The organism is Roseateles sp. YR242, from assembly GCF_900109745.1.
Classification (GTDB): Bacteria; Pseudomonadota; Gammaproteobacteria; order Burkholderiales; family Burkholderiaceae_C; genus Roseateles.
The window spans coordinates 99,602-115,256 of sequence record NZ_FOAV01000013.1; the positions used below are offsets into that span (position 1 = coordinate 99,602).

General features: G+C 65.8%; 15 protein-coding genes. 11 read left to right on the forward strand and 4 right to left on the reverse strand.

From position 1 onward, the window contains the following. Window positions 1-89: 89 nt before the first annotated feature. Window positions 90-872 carry a GntR family transcriptional regulator gene (locus BMY53_RS20510; protein ID WP_092948407.1) on the reverse strand — a complete coding sequence of 261 codons (783 nt, stop codon included), beginning with the start codon at window positions 870-872 and terminating at the stop codon, window positions 90-92. 262 nt (window positions 873-1,134) lie between these two features. Here BMY53_RS20510 and BMY53_RS20515 point away from each other — a divergent pair, with 262 nt between their 5' ends. The 11 genes from BMY53_RS20515 (at window position 1,135) to BMY53_RS20565 (ending at window position 12,297) form a co-directional block, all read left to right on the forward strand. Beyond that, on the forward strand, window positions 1,135-2,121 hold the full coding sequence (locus tag BMY53_RS20515; RefSeq protein ID WP_092948356.1) for a malate dehydrogenase: 987 nt from the start codon (window positions 1,135-1,137) through the stop codon (window positions 2,119-2,121). Between the two features lie 122 nt (window positions 2,122-2,243). Continuing rightward, the gene (locus BMY53_RS20520; protein ID WP_092948357.1) at window positions 2,244-3,248 is read left to right on the forward strand and encodes an HpcH/HpaI aldolase/citrate lyase family protein; all 1,005 of its coding nucleotides are present in this window, start codon (window positions 2,244-2,246) and stop codon (window positions 3,246-3,248) included. Between the two features lie 177 nt (window positions 3,249-3,425). After that, window positions 3,426-3,968: a hypothetical protein gene (locus BMY53_RS20525; protein ID WP_092948358.1), complete on the forward strand. Its 543-nt coding sequence runs from the start codon at window positions 3,426-3,428 to the stop codon at window positions 3,966-3,968. A 158-nt stretch (window positions 3,969-4,126) separates the two neighbouring features. Beyond that, window positions 4,127-4,372, forward strand: coding sequence for an AbrB/MazE/SpoVT family DNA-binding domain-containing protein (locus BMY53_RS20530; protein ID WP_092948359.1), 246 nt, complete (start codon window positions 4,127-4,129; stop codon window positions 4,370-4,372). 6 nt (window positions 4,373-4,378) lie between these two features. After that, window positions 4,379-4,864: a type II toxin-antitoxin system VapC family toxin gene (locus BMY53_RS20535; RefSeq protein ID WP_092948360.1), complete on the forward strand. Its 486-nt coding sequence runs from the start codon at window positions 4,379-4,381 to the stop codon at window positions 4,862-4,864. Between the two features lie 57 nt (window positions 4,865-4,921). Beyond that, window positions 4,922-7,513: a bifunctional aconitate hydratase 2/2-methylisocitrate dehydratase gene (acnB, locus tag BMY53_RS20540; protein WP_092948361.1), complete on the forward strand. Its 2,592-nt coding sequence runs from the start codon at window positions 4,922-4,924 to the stop codon at window positions 7,511-7,513. A gap of 153 nt (window positions 7,514-7,666) precedes the next feature. Next, window positions 7,667-8,197, forward strand: coding sequence for a GbsR/MarR family transcriptional regulator (locus BMY53_RS20545; RefSeq protein ID WP_092948362.1), 531 nt, complete (start codon window positions 7,667-7,669; stop codon window positions 8,195-8,197). Between the two features lie 87 nt (window positions 8,198-8,284). Next, complete coding sequence (locus tag BMY53_RS20550) at window positions 8,285-8,812, forward strand: hypothetical protein (RefSeq protein ID WP_092948363.1); 528 nt, start codon at window positions 8,285-8,287, stop codon at window positions 8,810-8,812. Further along, a complete protein-coding gene (locus BMY53_RS20555) occupies window positions 8,809-9,684 on the forward strand; it encodes an NAD-dependent epimerase/dehydratase family protein (RefSeq protein WP_092948364.1) in 876 nt (291 codons plus the stop codon). Before BMY53_RS20550 ends, BMY53_RS20555 begins: the two co-directional genes overlap by 4 nt. Before the next feature lie 163 nt (window positions 9,685-9,847). Beyond that, on the forward strand, window positions 9,848-10,363 hold the full coding sequence (locus BMY53_RS20560) for a GAF domain-containing protein (RefSeq protein WP_404947895.1): 516 nt from the start codon (window positions 9,848-9,850) through the stop codon (window positions 10,361-10,363). Next, window positions 10,360-12,297, forward strand: a complete 1,938-nt coding sequence (locus BMY53_RS20565) for a bifunctional 2',3'-cyclic-nucleotide 2'-phosphodiesterase/3'-nucleotidase (RefSeq protein WP_092948365.1) — start codon at window positions 10,360-10,362, stop codon at window positions 12,295-12,297. Before BMY53_RS20560 ends, BMY53_RS20565 begins: the two co-directional genes overlap by 4 nt. Before the next feature lie 152 nt (window positions 12,298-12,449). Here the strand turns inward: BMY53_RS20565 and BMY53_RS20570 are convergent, their stop codons facing one another. From BMY53_RS20570 to sbcB, 3 genes are all read right to left on the reverse strand, one after another. Further along, a complete protein-coding gene (locus BMY53_RS20570; protein ID WP_255370304.1) occupies window positions 12,450-12,782 on the reverse strand; it encodes a flagellar basal body rod protein in 333 nt (110 codons plus the stop codon). A 224-nt stretch (window positions 12,783-13,006) separates the two neighbouring features. Further along, the gene (locus tag BMY53_RS20575; RefSeq protein WP_092948367.1) at window positions 13,007-13,951 is read right to left on the reverse strand and encodes a GGDEF domain-containing protein; all 945 of its coding nucleotides are present in this window, start codon (window positions 13,949-13,951) and stop codon (window positions 13,007-13,009) included. Window positions 13,952-14,187: 236 nt separating this feature from the next. After that, entirely contained in the window at window positions 14,188-15,645 is a 1,458-nt protein-coding gene (gene sbcB, locus BMY53_RS20580) for an exodeoxyribonuclease I (protein WP_092948368.1), read from the reverse strand. Window positions 15,646-15,655: the final 10 nt, after the last annotated feature.

The window sequence follows — 15,655 nt, forward strand, 5'->3', positions numbered from 1 at the left end:
GATGTGAAACCCGATGATTTTAGAGCAAGGACCAACTGTTCGCAGGCGTCCCGGGCGCATGTCGGTTCAGCGACAGGCACCGTTGGCCTTCATTGGAGATCGTTGCGATAAAAGTGATGGGTTGTGTTGTAGAGACCGCGGCGCAACTCCACCGGCTTGTCGCCGTAGGTGAAGGAAAGCCGCTCCACGCTCAGCAGCGGACTGCCGGGCGTCACCTGCAGCAGCGCGGCGGAATCTTCTTCCGCCGCCACTGCCCGGATCTTTTCCTGTGCACGAATCATGTGCACACCAAATTCGGTTTCGAGCATGCCGTAGAACGGGCCGCGATGCTCCAGCAGCCGCTCCGTCGACAGCCCCTTGAACATGGCACCCGGCAGCCAGATGTCGTCCAGCACCACCGGTTGGCCGCCACTGTGCAGCAGCCGGCGGATCTCGAAGACCGGATCACCCGCACGCAGATGCATCAGCCGGGCGATCCAGGCCGGCGCCCGCAGGCGGCGGCAATCCAGCAGCTGGCGCCCCAGCGACGAGGAGGCCGCCTCGTCGGGCGTCAGGCGCAGGAAACGGAACTGCTGCTGCTGCTCGGCATGGGTGGCCACGAAGGTACCCTTGCCCTGGCGACGCACCAGCAGATTCTCGGCCGCCAGCTCATCGATGGCCTTGCGGACGGTCCCCTGGCTCACCCCGAAGCGTGACGCCAGCTCCATTTCGCTGGGAATGCTGTCCCCCGCCTTCCACTCACCCGCCTGCAGACCAGCCAGGATCAAGCCCTTGATCTGCCGATACAGCGGACTGAAGGCCGGCGCTGCCTCGGCACGGGCCAGCTCATTGAGCGGGGTGACCGGGTTGGGCGACGGGACGGGGGGCGACATGGGCCGGCATTCGAGCACAAAGCAGCCTGCCAAGTCCATCTGTATTCAGGGAGACCCAGCGCGTTAGTCTTATATAAGACACAAGAGTGTCAGATTCTCGCCATGAAAGCCCGGCTTTTTTGAGCGAACAGCGTCCCCAGGTGTTTGAAGAAGACCCCTCTCTCCACTCGCCCGGGGGTCGACTGGCCTACACTCACCGTCGCTGGCGCAGGCTCGCGACCGCGCCGACTGGATAACCTTTCACTCTTTCGGAGACCTCGTGATGAGCAAGAAACCCGTTCGCGTCGCCGTGACTGGCGCTGCCGGCCAGATCGGCTATGCCCTGCTGTTCCGCATCGCTTCTGGCGAAATGCTGGGCAAGGATCAACCCGTGATCCTGCAACTGCTGGAAATCGCGGACGAGAAGGCTCAGAACGCGCTCAAGGGCGTGATCATGGAACTGGAAGACTGCGCCTTCCCGCTGCTGGCTGGCATCGAAGCCCACAGCGACCCGATGACCGCCTTCAAGGACACCGACTACGCCCTGCTGGTCGGCGCACGTCCGCGCGGCCCCGGCATGGAACGTGCCGACCTGCTGGCCGCCAACGCCCAGATCTTCACCGTGCAGGGCAAGGCCCTGAACGCCGTGGCCTCGCGCAACGTGAAGGTGCTGGTGGTGGGCAACCCGGCCAACACCAACGCCTACATCGCCATGAAGTCGGCGCCGGACCTGCCGGCCAAGAACTTCACCGCCATGCTGCGCCTGGACCACAACCGTGCGGCCTCGCAGATTGCTGCCAAGACCGGCAAGGCGGTGGCAGGTATCGAGAAGCTGGCCGTGTGGGGCAACCACTCGCCCACCATGTATGCCGACTACCGCTTCGCCACCATCGATGGCCAGCCGGTCAAGGCACTGATCAATGACGAGGAATGGAACCGCAATGTGTTCCTGCCCACCGTCGGCAAGCGTGGCGCCGCCATCATTGCCGCCCGCGGCCTGTCGTCGGCCGCTTCGGCCGCCAACGCCGCCATCGACCACATGCGCGACTGGGCCCTGGGCACCAATGGCAAGTGGGTCACGATGGGCATCCCGTCGGATGGCTCCTACGGCATCCCGAAGGACGTGATGTTCGGCTTTCCGGTCACCACCGAGAACGGCGAGTACAAGATCGTGCAAGGCCTGGAGATCGATGCCTTCTCGCAAGAGTGCATCAACAAGACCCTGGGCGAGCTGACCGACGAACAAAACGGCGTCAAGCATTTGCTCTGATCTCTCCCTGAGAGACACTCAAGGACGCTCTGCACCATGCCTCGCTGGCGTGATGCAGGGACTCCTCAAAGGGCTGGCCCTCCTGGAGGGTCAGCCCTTTTTCCTTTATCCAGCCCCACATCATGAGCAGCATCCCATTGCTTCATCCCGCCCAGGCCCTGTTCGAGGAAGGCCATGCACCGCCGGTGCTGCCGGTGGTCGACCATTACTGCGGCGTCGAGGCGCGCATGGTGAAGAGCCTGGAGATGCAGATCCAGATGGGGCCGGTGTTCGACATCACCCTGGACTGCGAGGACGGCGCCCCGGTGGGCGGCGAGGCGGAGCACATGCTGCTGGTGCTGCACCTGCTCAACGGCGCCATGAATGTCCACGGCCGGGTGGGTGTGCGGGTGCACCCGTTCCAGCATCCGGCCTTTGAGGCGGATGTGGAGGCCGTGATTGCCGGGGGCGGCGAGAAGCTGGCCTATCTCATGATTCCCAAGCCGGAAGGCCTGGACGACTTGCAGCGCGCCATCGCCTTCATCGACAACAGCCTGCAGCGGCACCACATCCGCAAGCCCCTGCCCCTGCACACCCTGATCGAGACCCATGGCGCACTGCGGGATGTGATGGCCATCGCCGCCCTGCCCCGCATTGAATCGCTGTCCTTCGGGCTGATGGACTATGTCTCGGCACACCGGGGCGCCATTCCGCGCTCAGCGCTGACGGTGGAGGGTCAGTTCAATCATCCACTGGTCCAGCGGGCCAAGCTGGCCATTGCGGCGGCCGCGCACACCTACGGGAAAACCCCATCCCATTGTGTCGTCACCGAGTTCAAGAGCGAGCGGGCGATCCAGTCCGCGGCGGAGCGGGCAGCGCGGGAGTTGGGGTACACCCGGATGTGGAGTATCCATCCGCAACAGATCCGTCCGATCATCGAAGCCTTTGCACCCAGCGTGGCCGAGATCGACGAAGCCATCGACATCCTGCAGGCCGCACAGGCGGCGCAGTGGGCCCCCATCCAACATCGTGACATGCTTCACGACCGGGCCAGCTACCGGCTGTTCTGGCACCTCCTTCAACGTGCATTCCGCACTGGACAGCCGCTACCGGCCGAGGTCAAACAGGCGTGGTTCGGCCCTCAATGAAGGGTGGCAAATGCCACAGCACCCGCTATCTTGAGTGAACAACCCCCTACTGTTTGAAACAAACCCTGCGCGCACGCCGCTTGCCCCGCGCGAGAATTCGCCAGCCGTCGAAACAGTGGTCATCAAGCTTCTGGGACGACACCCTGCTGCACTGCCCTATTTCCAAAGACGACCCGCATGAAAACCTCCTTCGCCCTGTCCAGCACTGTTGCCACCGCCTTGCTGTTGGCCGCCGGCCTTGTCTGCGCCGAACCTTCGGTGCAGGGCAACAACACCAAGCCGGCCCCGGCAGCCACCAAGGCTTCGGCCAAGAAGGCGCCCGCCAAGCCGGCCGGCCCGGCCCCGCTGCCGGAAGCCAGCGCCGAGCAGCTGGCTGCCGCCCAACAGGCTTATCTGGGCCACTATGACTGCGAGTTCAAGCAGTCGGTAGAAATCACCGCCAACGCCAAGCACGCCGGCTACATCGACGTGGCCTTCCTGAAGCAGGTCTTCACGATGAAGCCAGTGCTGTCCTCCACCGGCGCGCTGCGCCTGGAAGACGTGGCCGGCCGCACGCTGATGGTCCAGATCGCCAACAAGTCGATGCTGCTGGACACCAATGCCGGCCGCCGCATGGTGGACGAGTGCATCCACCCGCAGCAACGTGCCGCGATTGAAGCCGCCCGCGCCGCTTCGGCGGTGCCGGTCAGCAGCCTGGGCATTGCCCCCGCTGCCCACTGAGCCCAGGCTCAGCAAGAAAAGCGCGCCGCTGGCGCGTTTTTTTTCGCCCCTCGGCGCCGATGCCCGACCATTTCACTCTGGCCTTCTGTGGCTTCCCGCACGCCAAGTATGTAGAATCCATACATACTTTCCACCGCATACCAAGCCGGGAGCCCACCATGGAAGCCACTGTCGCCGAACGCGGCCAGATCACCTTGCCCAAGGCGGTCCGTGATGCACTGGGTCTCACCAAGGGAACCACCCTGAAGGTGGAACTGGACGGCGCCCGCATCATCCTGCGCAAGAATGTGGATGACGCCATTTCCCGCGCTCGCGGCCGCTTCAAGCTGCCGGACGGCACCACCACCGACGACGTGATGCGCGAGCTGCGTGGCCGCGCGCCCACGGACCCCACCCAGGCCTGACCCCCGATGATCGCTGTAGACAGCTCTGTCCTCATCGACCTGCTGGGCGACGCCCCGGGAGCCGATGCCGCGGAGGCGGCCTTGCGGCTGGCCCTGTCCACCGGCCCCGTGGTGCTGTGTGATGTGGTCCTCTCCGAGGTCACCGCCGGTCTCGGCCATGGCTCCGAAGTCATGGACGCCCTGGAAGAGATGGGCCTGGGCTTCTCCGCCATCGACCAGCGTGCGGCTATCCGTGCCGGTGAGATGCAGCGAAAATTCAAGCAACGCCTTCGGGATGACCCCAAGGTGGGCGCCAAGGCGGCCAAATCCGTATCCCCCGATGGTGCCGGCGCTGCCCGCGCCATTGCTGACTTCCTGGTCGGCGCGCATGCCATGTTGCAGTGCGACGGCCTCATCACGCGCGACCAGGGATTTTTCCGAGATTATTTCAAGGGACTCAAAGTCATCGTGCCGACGGAGCCTCTGCATGGCAGAAGCCTCCGCGCGCCCTGACCCACAAGATCCCGCTTTACTGACCCAAGCCAGAGACTACCGAGACTGGAGTTCGCAATGCTGCAAGCCTACCGCCAACACGAAGCCGAGCGCGCTGCGCTGGGGATCCCGCCGCTGCCGCTGGATGCCAAGCAAGTCGCCGAGCTGATCGAGCTCATCAAGAACCCGCCCGCCGGCGAAGGCGAATTCCTCGTGGGTCTGCTGACGCATCGCGTCCCGCCGGGCGTGGACGATGCCGCCAAGGTCAAGGCCAGCTTCCTGGCTGCGGTCGCCCATGGCGACCTGGTGGTGAGCCTGATCTCCAAGGCCAAGGCCACCGAACTGCTGGGCACCATGGTGGGTGGCTACAACGTCAAGCCGCTGGTGGACCTGCTGGACGACAAGGAGGTTGCGTCGGTCGCTGCCGCCGGTCTGAAGAAGACCCTGCTGATGTTCGATGCCTTCCACGACGTCTCGGAAAAGGCCAAGGCCGGCAACGCCCAGGCCACCGCCGTGATCCACAGCTGGGCCGATGCGGAGTGGTTCACCTCCCGCCCCGAGGTCGAGAAGAAGATCACCGTCACCGTCTTCAAGGTGCCTGGCGAGACCAACACCGACGACCTCTCCCCTGCCCCTGACGCCTGGAGCCGCCCGGACATTCCGCTGCACTACCTGGCCATGCTGAAGAACACGCGCCCTGACGCGGCCTTCAAGCCTGAGGAAGACGGCAAGCGCGGCCCGATGCAGTTCATCGAAGACCTGAAGAAGAAGGGCCACCTGGTTGCCTACGTGGGCGACGTGGTCGGCACCGGCTCTTCCCGCAAATCGGCCACCAACTCGGTGATCTGGGCCACCGGCCAGGACATCCCGTTCGTGCCGAACAAGCGCTTCGGCGGGGTGACACTGGGCACCAAGATCGCCCCGATCTTCTTCAACACCCAGGAAGACTCCGGTTCGCTGCCCATTGAAGTGGACGTGAACAACCTGGAAATGGGCGACGTGATCGACGTCTACCCGTACGACGGCAAGATCGAGAAGAACGGCGCCGTGGTGGCCGAGTTCTCGCTGAAGAGCGACGTGCTGCTGGACGAAGTGCGCGCCGGTGGCCGCATCAACCTGATCATCGGCCGCTCGCTGACCGGCAAGGCCCGTGAGTTCCTGGGCCTGCCCGCCTCCACCCTGTTCCGCCTGCCCCAGCCGCCGGTGGATTCCGGCAAGGGCTTCACGCTGGCACAAAAGATGGTGGGCCGCGCCTGCGGTCTGCCGGACAACCAGGGCATCCGTCCGGGCACCTACTGCGAGCCCAAGATGACCACCGTCGGTTCGCAGGACACCACCGGCCCGATGACCCGCGACGAGCTGAAGGACCTGGCCTGCCTGGGCTTCTCGGCCGATCTGGTGATGCAATCCTTCTGCCACACGGCTGCCTACCCCAAGGCGGTGGACGTGAAGATGCACCGCGAGCTGCCGCACTTCATCAGTGACCGCGGCGGCGTGGCCCTGCGCCCGGGCGACGGCGTGATCCACAGCTGGCTGAACCGCCTGCTGCTGCCCGACACCGTGGGCACCGGTGGTGACTCCCACACCCGCTTCCCCATCGGCATCAGCTTCCCCGCCGGCTCCGGCCTGGTGGCCTTTGGCGCGGCCACGGGCGTGATGCCGCTGGACATGCCGGAATCGGTGCTGGTGCGTTTCAAGGGTGAGATGCAGCCCGGTGTGACGCTGCGCGACCTGGTGCATGCCATTCCGCTGTATGCCATCAAGGCCGGTCTGCTGACGGTGGAGAAGAAGGGCAAGAAGAACATCTTCTCGGGCCGCATCCTGGAAATCGAAGGCCTGCCCGACCTGAAGGTGGAGCAAGCGTTCGAGCTGTCCGACGCATCGGCCGAGCGTTCGGCTGCGGGCTGCACGATCAAGCTGAATCCGGCACCGATCAAGGAGTACCTGACCTCCAACATCGTGTTGATGAAGAACATGATTGCCGACGGCTACGCCGACAAGCGCACGCTGGAGCGCCGGATCAAGAACGTGGAAGCGTGGCTGGCGAATCCCAATCTGCTGGAAGCGGACAAGGACGCCGAATACGCAGCCGTGATCGAGATCGATCTGGCCGACATCCAGGAACCGATCGTGTGCTGCCCGAACGACCCGGACGACGCCAAGTTCATGTCGGAAGTGCAAGGCACCAAGATCGACGAAGCCTTCATCGGTTCGTGCATGACCAACATCGGCCACTTCCGTGCAGCAGCCAAGCTGCTGGGCGGTGCGCGAGACATCCCGGTGAAGCTGTGGGTGGCCCCGCCGACGAAGATGGATCAGAACGAGCTGATCAAGGAAGGCCACTACGCGACCTTCGGCACGGCTGGTGCACGTACCGAGATGCCGGGATGCTCGCTGTGCATGGGTAACCAGGCGCAGGTGCGTGAAGGCGCGACGGTGATGTCGACCTCGACCCGCAACTTCCCCAACCGTCTGGGCAAGAACACCAATGTGTTCCTGGGCTCGGCGGAACTGGCTGCGGTGTGCTCCAAGCTGGGCCGGATCCCGACCCTGCAGGAGTACCACGAGGCGATGGGCATCATCAACAAGGACGCCGCAAGCGTGTATCGCTACATGAACTTCGATCAGATCGAAGAGTATGCGGATACGGCCAAGTCCGTGACGGTCTGAGTGAGCGCTGCGGCCCGTAAGGGCTGCCAGCTCCGCCTGATCTTCCAAGCCCTGGGGTTGCTCACGCAGCCCCAGGGCTTTTTCGTTTCTCTGCGTCACCGGTGGATTTATTTCTGTATTGACAGAAATTTCTGCATACCTATAGTTGCGCTCATGGAACTCAGCTCAACCGCCCAACGTTTTGTTCTCCACTGGGGGGAGATGGGCAGCGCCTGGGGTGTGAATCGCACCGTGGCACAGATTCATGCCCTGCTCTACTTTCATGGCCGTCCGTTGAATGCGGAAGAGATCGCGCAGACGCTGGCGGTCGCCCGCTCCAACGTCAGCACCAGCCTGAAGGAGCTGACCAGCTGGAACCTGGTGCGCGTGACCCATGTGCTGGGAGACCGGCGCGACTACTTCGAGACCTCGGTGGATGTTTGGGAGTTGCTGCGCACCATCGTGCGGGAACGCAAGCACCGGGAGTTCGACCCCACCGTCCGCATGCTGTCGGACCTGGTGGAGGACGAGAGCTTCAAGAACGAATCACCCGACACCCAAGACCGTGTGCGCGACTGCCTGCGCTTGATGCAGACCATGGGCGCATGGTCGGAAGAAATGATGCGACTCTCCCCCTCGACGCTGGAGAAGGTCCTGAAACTTGGCGCCAACATCCAGCGCTTCGTACGAGGCGACGGGGGTTAACCGCCGGCGACGGCCCCTTTTTTTGATCAACGATTTCTGTGTTTACTGAAATATCGAACAAGCCCTGAAACACCTAGGAGTGATGTCATGAGTGAATTGACTCTGCTGCTGAGCCTGCTGATCGCCGCCATCGTGCCTCGCCTGGCACTGCGTTACCTGCAGCCGATCCTGATGCAGGTGCTGCACCGGCTGTGTGAAGTAACCTCCCCTCCCCTGCCCGGACAGGAGAAGGAGGCGAACAGCGGCCCCGAGTTCTGGTGGCGCGTACTCAACGTGCTGGCCATCAGCGGCTCGATGCTGCTGGTGCTGACCTTCGGCTACAGCGATGGCTCGATGGTCACCCTCAACGATTTTCTGCGCCGCACCCTGTGGCTGGTGACGCTGGGCGTCTTTCTGAGCGTGAGCATGGTGGCCTTCCCCATCTGGTCCCGCATTGCGCCGACACCCGCCGCATCGCCACGGTTCCCCAGCCGCGAAGGCCATGCCGGCCCCGCGCCTCTCCCAGCGGCCCACGCCGGCCTGCAACACCACGCCGGCAGCGCCCTTCGGCCTTCGACAGCCGCAGCCGGCGTGCCAGCCGCAGCACCTGGCTCGTCTCAAGGAGAAGCATCATGAGCACCTCCGTCCGCTCTGTCTTGATCTGCGGCGCCAGCGGATTCATCGGTGGCCGAGTGGTTCGCGCACTGCGAGAGGCCGGGTTGTCGGTCACCACCGCGAGCTCCCGCACCCACGACTTCACCCGCGCGCATGCGCCCGCAGACTGGGTGCCCCATCTCGCTGGCTTTGACGCGGTGATCAACGCCGTGGGTGTGCTGCGAGAGACGCGGGACCGTCCCCTGGACGCCCTGCACCATCGCGCACCTGCGGCCCTGTTCGAAGCCTGCGCCCAGGCCGGGGTGAGCCGCGTGCTCCAGATCTCCGCCAACGGCGTGGCCACCAGCGACACACGCTACGCCACCAGCAAACGCGCGGCCGACGAGGTGCTGATGCGCCTGCGCGCCGAAGGCCGGCTGGATGGGACTGTGCTGCGCCCCAGCATCGTGTTCGGGCGCGGCGGCGCGAGCTCGGCCTTGTTCATGTCGCTCGCCAAGCTGCCCGTGCTGGTGCTGCCCGCCGCCGCCTTGAGCGCCCGCGTGCAACCTGTCGCGGTGCCGGATGTCGCGCTCGCCTGCCTGCGCCTGCTGCAGGACGGGGGCCCCGAACTGGTCACCGCCGTCGGCCCGCAAGCCCTGCCCCTGTCCGCCTTCATCGGCGAGCTGCGCCGCCAGTTGGGCCATGGCCCTGCACGGGTGATCCCGCTGCCGGATGCTCCCAGCCGCTGGAGCGCCCTGGTGGGTGACCGCCTGCCCTTCCAGCCCTGGAGCAGTGAAAGCCTGTCCTTGCTTCAGCAAGACAACGTCGGCGACGCCGCCACCTTCGCCCGCCTGCTGGGCCGGGCGCCGGTGCCCCTGGAACAATTCGTGGAGGCGACATGGCGCTCGGCCTGACCCATCATTGCCGTGGTGGTGGTGTTCTACCTGATGGTGAACAAGCCGGCGCTTTGGGGGTGACGAACTTTTAAGGAACCTGCGGTCGCACCCAGCGGCGGCCTGCAGCCTTCGCATTCAGCGGTCGCACGATTCAATCGCCATAACAACGACAATCCATGCCATGAGCTTCGAACCCACGCCCCTGCTGGACATGTCCAGCCCTGAGGCCAAGCGCGCCTCTTACGACACCCTGCTCGCCCAGACCCAGGCCATCCTGCATGGCGAGCGCGACCGCATCGCCAACCTGGCCCAGTTTGCGGCCCTGGTCTACAACAGCGTACCCACGCTCAACTGGGCCGGCTTCTATCTGGTCAACCCCACCAATGACCGCGAGCTGGTGCTCGGCCCCTTCCAGGGCAAGGTGGCGTGTGTGCGCATCTCGTTCGACCGGGGTGTCTGCGGCGCGGCTGCCCGCACCGGGGAAGTCCAACTGGTGGAAGACGTGCATGCCTTCCCCGGCCATATCGCCTGCGATGCGGCTTCCCGCTCCGAACTGGTCGTGCCGGTGATCGCCAACGGCAGGCTGCAGGCCGTCTTCGACCTCGACAGCCCCGAACCCGCCCGCTTCGATGCGCAGGACGCCGCAGGCTTCAGCGCCGCGCTGGCCGCCCTGATCAACGGGACGGACTGGGCATGAGCGGCCGGCTGTCGGGTGCCCTGGCCACGCTGGGGCTGGTGACGCTCGTCGCCAGCACGCCTGGCCTGACCTGGGCGGCGGAGGTCCGTCTGCGCGTGATGCAGACCAGCGACATCCACATGAACCTGCTGAACTACGACTACTACCAGGACCGGGAGTCGCAGGAATTCGGGCTGTCCAAGACCATCACCCTGATCCATCAGGCGCGCGCCGAGGCGCCCAACAGCCTGCTCTTCGACAACGGCGACCTGCTGCAAGGCAACCCGCTGGGCGACCTGGTGGCCCGCGTCAAGCCGTTGAAGGCCGGTGAGGTGCACCCAGCCTACAAGGTGCTCAACCTGCTGGGCGTGGATGCCGCCAACATCGGTAACCACGAGTTCAACTACGGCCTGCCCTTCCTGCGCCAGGCGCTGTCTGGCGCCACCTTCCCCTATCTCAATGCCAACGTGATGGAGGCCGACGGCCGCCGACACGCCTTCACCCCCAGCGTGATGCTGGAACGTGAGGTGACGGATGAGCAGGGCAAGACCCACAAGCTCAAGATCGGCGTGATGGGCCTGACCCCGCCACAGATCATGGAGTGGGACCGGCAGAACCTGGCCGGCCGCGTCCAGGTGCGCGACATGGTGGAGGTGGCCCGGGAGACCGTGCCCGCGCTGCGTCGCCAGGGGGCCGACCTGGTGGTGGTCATCGCCCACACCGGCATCGAAAAAACCGAACTACCGCGCCTGTCCGAAAACATGGCCGCGCAACTGGCCCGGGTGCCGGGCGTGGACGCGCTGCTGCTGGGCCACGCCCATACGGAGTTCCCGGGGCCGGGATTCGCCGGTTATCCAGGCGCGGACCTCGACAAGGGCCGGCTCTTCGGCGTGCCGGCGGTGATGCCGGGCCGCTGGGGCGACCATCTCGGCATCGTGGACCTGCGCCTGTCCGACAAGGGCGGCCGCTGGCACGTGGTGGACAGCCGGGCCAGCCTGCGCCCCATCTTCGACCGCGCCAACCGCCGTCCGCTGGTGGCCACCGACCCGATGCCCGCCGCCGTGATCGCCACCGAGCACCAGGCCACGCTGGACCATGTACGCAGCCAGGTCGCGCATACCGATACGCCCATCCACAGTTATTTTGGCCAGACCGTGGACAGCCTGGCCGTGCGCCTGGTCGCCCAGGCCCAGCTGCGTTATGCGCAACGCGCGGTGCAAGGCACTGCGCTGGATCGGCTCCCCATGCTGTCTGCCGCCGCGCCGTTCAAGTCGGGTGGCCGCCAGGGCTGGACGCAATACACCGACATCCCGGCCGGCCCGATCGCCATCAAGCATGTGGCCGACCTGTACGTGTATCCCAACACCATCAAGGTGGTGAAGCTCACCGGCGCCCAGGTGCGAGACTGGCTGGAGATGTCCGCCGGGCAGTTCCGCCGGATCGACCCCGCCGGCCCGGCGCAGCAGCCCCTGCTGGACACCGGCTACCCGGGCTTCAACTTCGACATGATGTGGGGCGCCGACGACGGCCTGCGTTATGCGCTGGACCTGACGCAGCCGGCCCGTTTTGACAAGGAAGGCAAGCTGGCGAATGACAGCCACCGGGTGGTGGATCTGAGCTGGAAAGGCCAGCCGCTGGACGATCAGGCCGCATTCCTGGTCGTCACCAACAACTACCGCGCCTACGGCGGCGGCCACTTCCCCGCCCTGGCCGCCGACAAGGTGGTGGTGGATGCACCGGACGAGACGCGTGAAGCGCTGGCCCGTGATCTCGCCTCGCAGCCTTCTGCCGACGAGGGTGGTTTGTCCGCGTCCTGGCGCATCCGCCCGGTGCCGGGCGTGAAGCTGCAGTTCCTGTCCGGCGCAGGCGCCATCGCACGCCTGACTCCGGCCACGCCGGTGCGGCTGGTGAAGGAGAACGGGGACGGCTCGGCCCTGTTTGAGTTGGCGGACTGAGCGCCAAATCCCAGGTTCACGCTCAGGTTCAGGCTTGCCCGGCGCCGAAACCGCGAGCCGGAAGCCGAAAACCAAAAGGGACCCGCGTTTCGGCGCGGGTCCCTTTTTTCATTCATCCCGCTGACGCATCAGCCGGGGCATCTGCGGTCAGGTCAGACGTGAATATCCAGCAGCGCACCTTCCGCGCGCACCTGCGTCTGCAGCACCTTCAGGTTGGCAATGAAGGTGTAGGCGGAGGCTTCCTGGTCCACCACATCGGCGGCCAGGTCGGCCCCCGGCTCAGGCAGCTTGGTAACCGTGGTGCGAACGCCGCCGTCTTCACGGGTCTGGGCTTCCACGCGCTCGCGCCGGTAGTCCTCGGTGTTGAGGTTGGCGATGTTGTTCGCGGAGGCTCGCAGCCGCTCATTCGCGGCGGAGATACCGGACAAGACCGTCGATACGCTGGTGGTGGACATGTTGTTGGGCAGATGTTGGAGAGGCCTCAAGCCGGCACTCTATCCGTCGCTATCGGCCTTTGGACGATGAACTTGAGAAAAGAAAGGGATTTCCCCTTCATTTCGTCACATCCGCCGTTCTTCGGGCGCACAAACCGGCCCTGTGGGCCTGAAACCTGCCCACCCAGCCGGTCCAGCTCGCTCTGTCGATGTCAGTCCGCTCGGTTTGTCGACCCGCTCAGCCCACCCAACCCGGTCAACCCGGTCGGGCACCCTCAAGCGCCGGCCAGCTCCTCAAACGTACCGTTGGACACAAACACCCGCACGCTGTCGCCTCCAGCAGCCTTGGCCTCCGCACAGGCCAGCCCGGCGGCCGCCAGCACCGACTCCACGGTGTCCAGCGACGGCTGCAACTGCACCACCCCCACACTGGCCTTCACCCGCGTGCGGTGCAGGCCCCAGCGGAGCCGGTAACCGGCCACGGAGGCCCGCACCTTCTCCGCCACGATCTGCGCATAGTGCTGGTCGCAATCCGGCAGCAGCACGGCGAAGTGGTCGTTGTCCAGGCGCGCCACGATGTCGGAGGCGCGCACCTTGGTCACCAGCATCTGGCCGAGGCCATAGAGGAAATGGTCGGCCACCTCGATGCCCATGCCCTGGATGACCGCGCCAAACTTGTCGATGTCGATGAACAGGACTGACACCGGCTCGTGACGGCGGCTGCCCACGTGGTCGGCCAGCCGGCGCTCGATTTCACGGCGGTTGGCCAGCTCGGTCACCACGTCATGCTTGGCCGACCAAGTGGGCTGCAGACGCTGGGCCCGCGCAGCGGTGATGTCTTCCACCACCCACATGGCCTCCCCGGCCGGCTGCTCCCAGTGGACCGGTGAGGCTTGCAGGCGGCCCCAGAACCGGGAACCGTCGCGCCGTACGAACTCCACCTCGTCGTCGATGGGCCGGCCGCCGCCAAACGCCGCCCCCAGCCGGGCCTGCAAGGCCTGGTGGGCCGCTTCCGACACCCCCACGGCACTCACCTCGGTGCCGGAGAGGTCGGTGTCGTCCCCGTGCCCGAACAGGTGGTTGAACTGTTCGCTGGCCACCTCGAACCGGCCGGCCGAGGTGAAGGCCACCGCCAGCGGGGCACGCACCATCAGGGCCCGCATGCGGGCAGCAACACGCTCGTGGTCATCCGGCGTACCGGTGGCGTCGGGGGTTTGCATGTGGTCTCCGTCTCTGCGCCGGAAGGCGCCCAATCGTTGTTGGCGTCCACTGCGGGCGGGCCGCTGGCGCGGCTCGGGCTCTGCCCTGCAGTGGTTCCCTGGTGAAGGTGTACCCGTTTTGCCCGGCTGAGGGAAGCCCGGCGATGGGCGGGCTGCCGGACTGGCGGGTTGGCGGGTTGGCGGTAGCCGGACCGGCGATAGGGGCGCTGGCAGGCGGCCTCCCAGCCGGATCCGAATCAGGGCGCCGGCGGGGCGATCTGTTCAGCCCAGTCGTACAAGGCGGCCAGGATCTCCTGCGCGCGCTCGTCCTCGCTGGTTTCGGCCACTTCCGCCAGGGCATCGATGCGGTCGAAGAATTCCGCCAGGGTCTGGCTGCCGCCCGCGCCCAGGTGCAGGCGTGTGGCGCAGTGCCGCTCCCAACGGGTTTGTTCGTCCGCGCTCAGGGTCTCCGGCCAGTTGCGGGCACGGTAGCGGAACAGCAGTTCCTCCAGCCGAGCATCCTCAAAGGCCACCTTGCCGCTGGCCACGCGCTCGGCCAGCGCCTGCGGCGACAGGCCGCGCAGGCGCTCCATGGCGCGGCGGTCCTCGTTGCCCAGGAAGCCGCCGTACAGGTCTTCGTCCACATCCACGTCGTCAGCCGGCGCGGGGCGCTTGAATACTTCCGCCCAGCGGCCCACCAGCTCGGCGCCGCGCTGCGCCAGCAGCTCGGCATGGGCCAGGCCTTGCGCCACATCCAGGCTCCAGCGCTGTGCCATCTCCGGCGACAGGATCTTCAGCGAGGAAATGACGATGGGCGACTTGTTGACGTGAATGGTCTTGATCGGCAGCCGGGTCACGCCTTCGGGCAGTTCGTCCTGGCGGGTGTACAGCCGCGTGCGAATCGTCGCGGCGTCGAGGGCCAGCAGCTCGCTCGGGTCATGGGCCAGATCCCACACGATCAGCTCGTTCTTGTTGGTGGGGTGCGAGGCCAGCGGCCACACCAGGGCGATGCAGCCCTTGTCCACGCCATACATGCCGGAGACATGCAGGAAAGGTCGGTGCGTGCCGATTTCCTGCCAGACCGCTTCCTTGCGGCGCAGCTTCAGGCAGAAATCCCACAGCCGGGGCTGACGTTCCCGGATCAACCGGGCCAGGGCAATGGTGGCGCGCACATCGGACAAGGCATCGTGCGCCGCCTCGTGCGCCAGGCCATTGGCCTTGGTGAGGTGCTCCAGCTTGAACGAGGGCCGGCCGTCTTCATGGCGGGGCCACTCGATGCCCTCCGGCCGCAGCGCCCAGGTGCAGCGCACAACATCCAGCAGGTCCCAGCGGCCGCAGTCGTTCTGCCACTCGCGGGCATACGGGTCGATGAGATTGCGCCAGAACAGGAAGCGGGTCACCTCGTCGTCGAAACGAATGGTGTTGTAGCCCAGCCCGATCGTGCCCGGCTTGGACAGCTCCGCATGGATGGCGGCGGCAAAGTCGTGTTCACGCACCCCTTGCTCGGCGCAGGTCTGCGGCAGGATGCCGGTGAGCAGGCAGGACTCCGGGTCCGGCAGGCTGTCCACCATGGGTTGGCAGTAGACCATCAGCGGCTCGCCAATCTCATTGAGCGCTGCATCGGTGCGAATGCCGGCAAACTGCGCCGGACGGTCCCGGCGCGGCACGCGGCCGAAGGTCTCGTAGTCGTGCCAGTAGAAAGTCAGATCTTGCATGGGGCGGCAC

Bases quoted from the DNA above. Each gene is read 5' to 3' on its own strand.
- BMY53_RS20560 (WP_404947895.1), top strand. From the start codon at position 9,848: ATGAGCTTCGAACCCACGCCCCTGCTGGACATGTCCAGCCCTGAGGCC.
- BMY53_RS20550 (WP_092948363.1), top strand. From the start codon at position 8,285: ATGAGTGAATTGACTCTGCTGCTGAGCCTGCTGATCGCCGCCATCGTG.
- sbcB (WP_092948368.1), bottom strand. From the start codon at position 15,645: ATGCAAGATCTGACTTTCTACTGGCACGACTACGAGACCTTCGGCCGC.
- BMY53_RS20555 (WP_092948364.1), top strand. From the start codon at position 8,809: ATGAGCACCTCCGTCCGCTCTGTCTTGATCTGCGGCGCCAGCGGATTC.
- BMY53_RS20575 (WP_092948367.1), bottom strand. From the start codon at position 13,951: ATGCAAACCCCCGACGCCACCGGTACGCCGGATGACCACGAGCGTGTT.
- BMY53_RS20545 (WP_092948362.1), top strand. From the start codon at position 7,667: ATGGAACTCAGCTCAACCGCCCAACGTTTTGTTCTCCACTGGGGGGAG.
- BMY53_RS20520 (WP_092948357.1), top strand. From the start codon at position 2,244: ATGAGCAGCATCCCATTGCTTCATCCCGCCCAGGCCCTGTTCGAGGAA.
- BMY53_RS20535 (WP_092948360.1), top strand. From the start codon at position 4,379: ATGATCGCTGTAGACAGCTCTGTCCTCATCGACCTGCTGGGCGACGCC.
- BMY53_RS20525 (WP_092948358.1), top strand. From the start codon at position 3,426: ATGAAAACCTCCTTCGCCCTGTCCAGCACTGTTGCCACCGCCTTGCTG.
- BMY53_RS20530 (WP_092948359.1), top strand. From the start codon at position 4,127: ATGGAAGCCACTGTCGCCGAACGCGGCCAGATCACCTTGCCCAAGGCG.
- BMY53_RS20510 (WP_092948407.1), bottom strand. From the start codon at position 872: ATGTCGCCCCCCGTCCCGTCGCCCAACCCGGTCACCCCGCTCAATGAG.
- BMY53_RS20565 (WP_092948365.1), top strand. From the start codon at position 10,360: ATGAGCGGCCGGCTGTCGGGTGCCCTGGCCACGCTGGGGCTGGTGACG.
- BMY53_RS20515 (WP_092948356.1), top strand. From the start codon at position 1,135: ATGAGCAAGAAACCCGTTCGCGTCGCCGTGACTGGCGCTGCCGGCCAG.
- acnB (WP_092948361.1), top strand. From the start codon at position 4,922: ATGCTGCAAGCCTACCGCCAACACGAAGCCGAGCGCGCTGCGCTGGGG.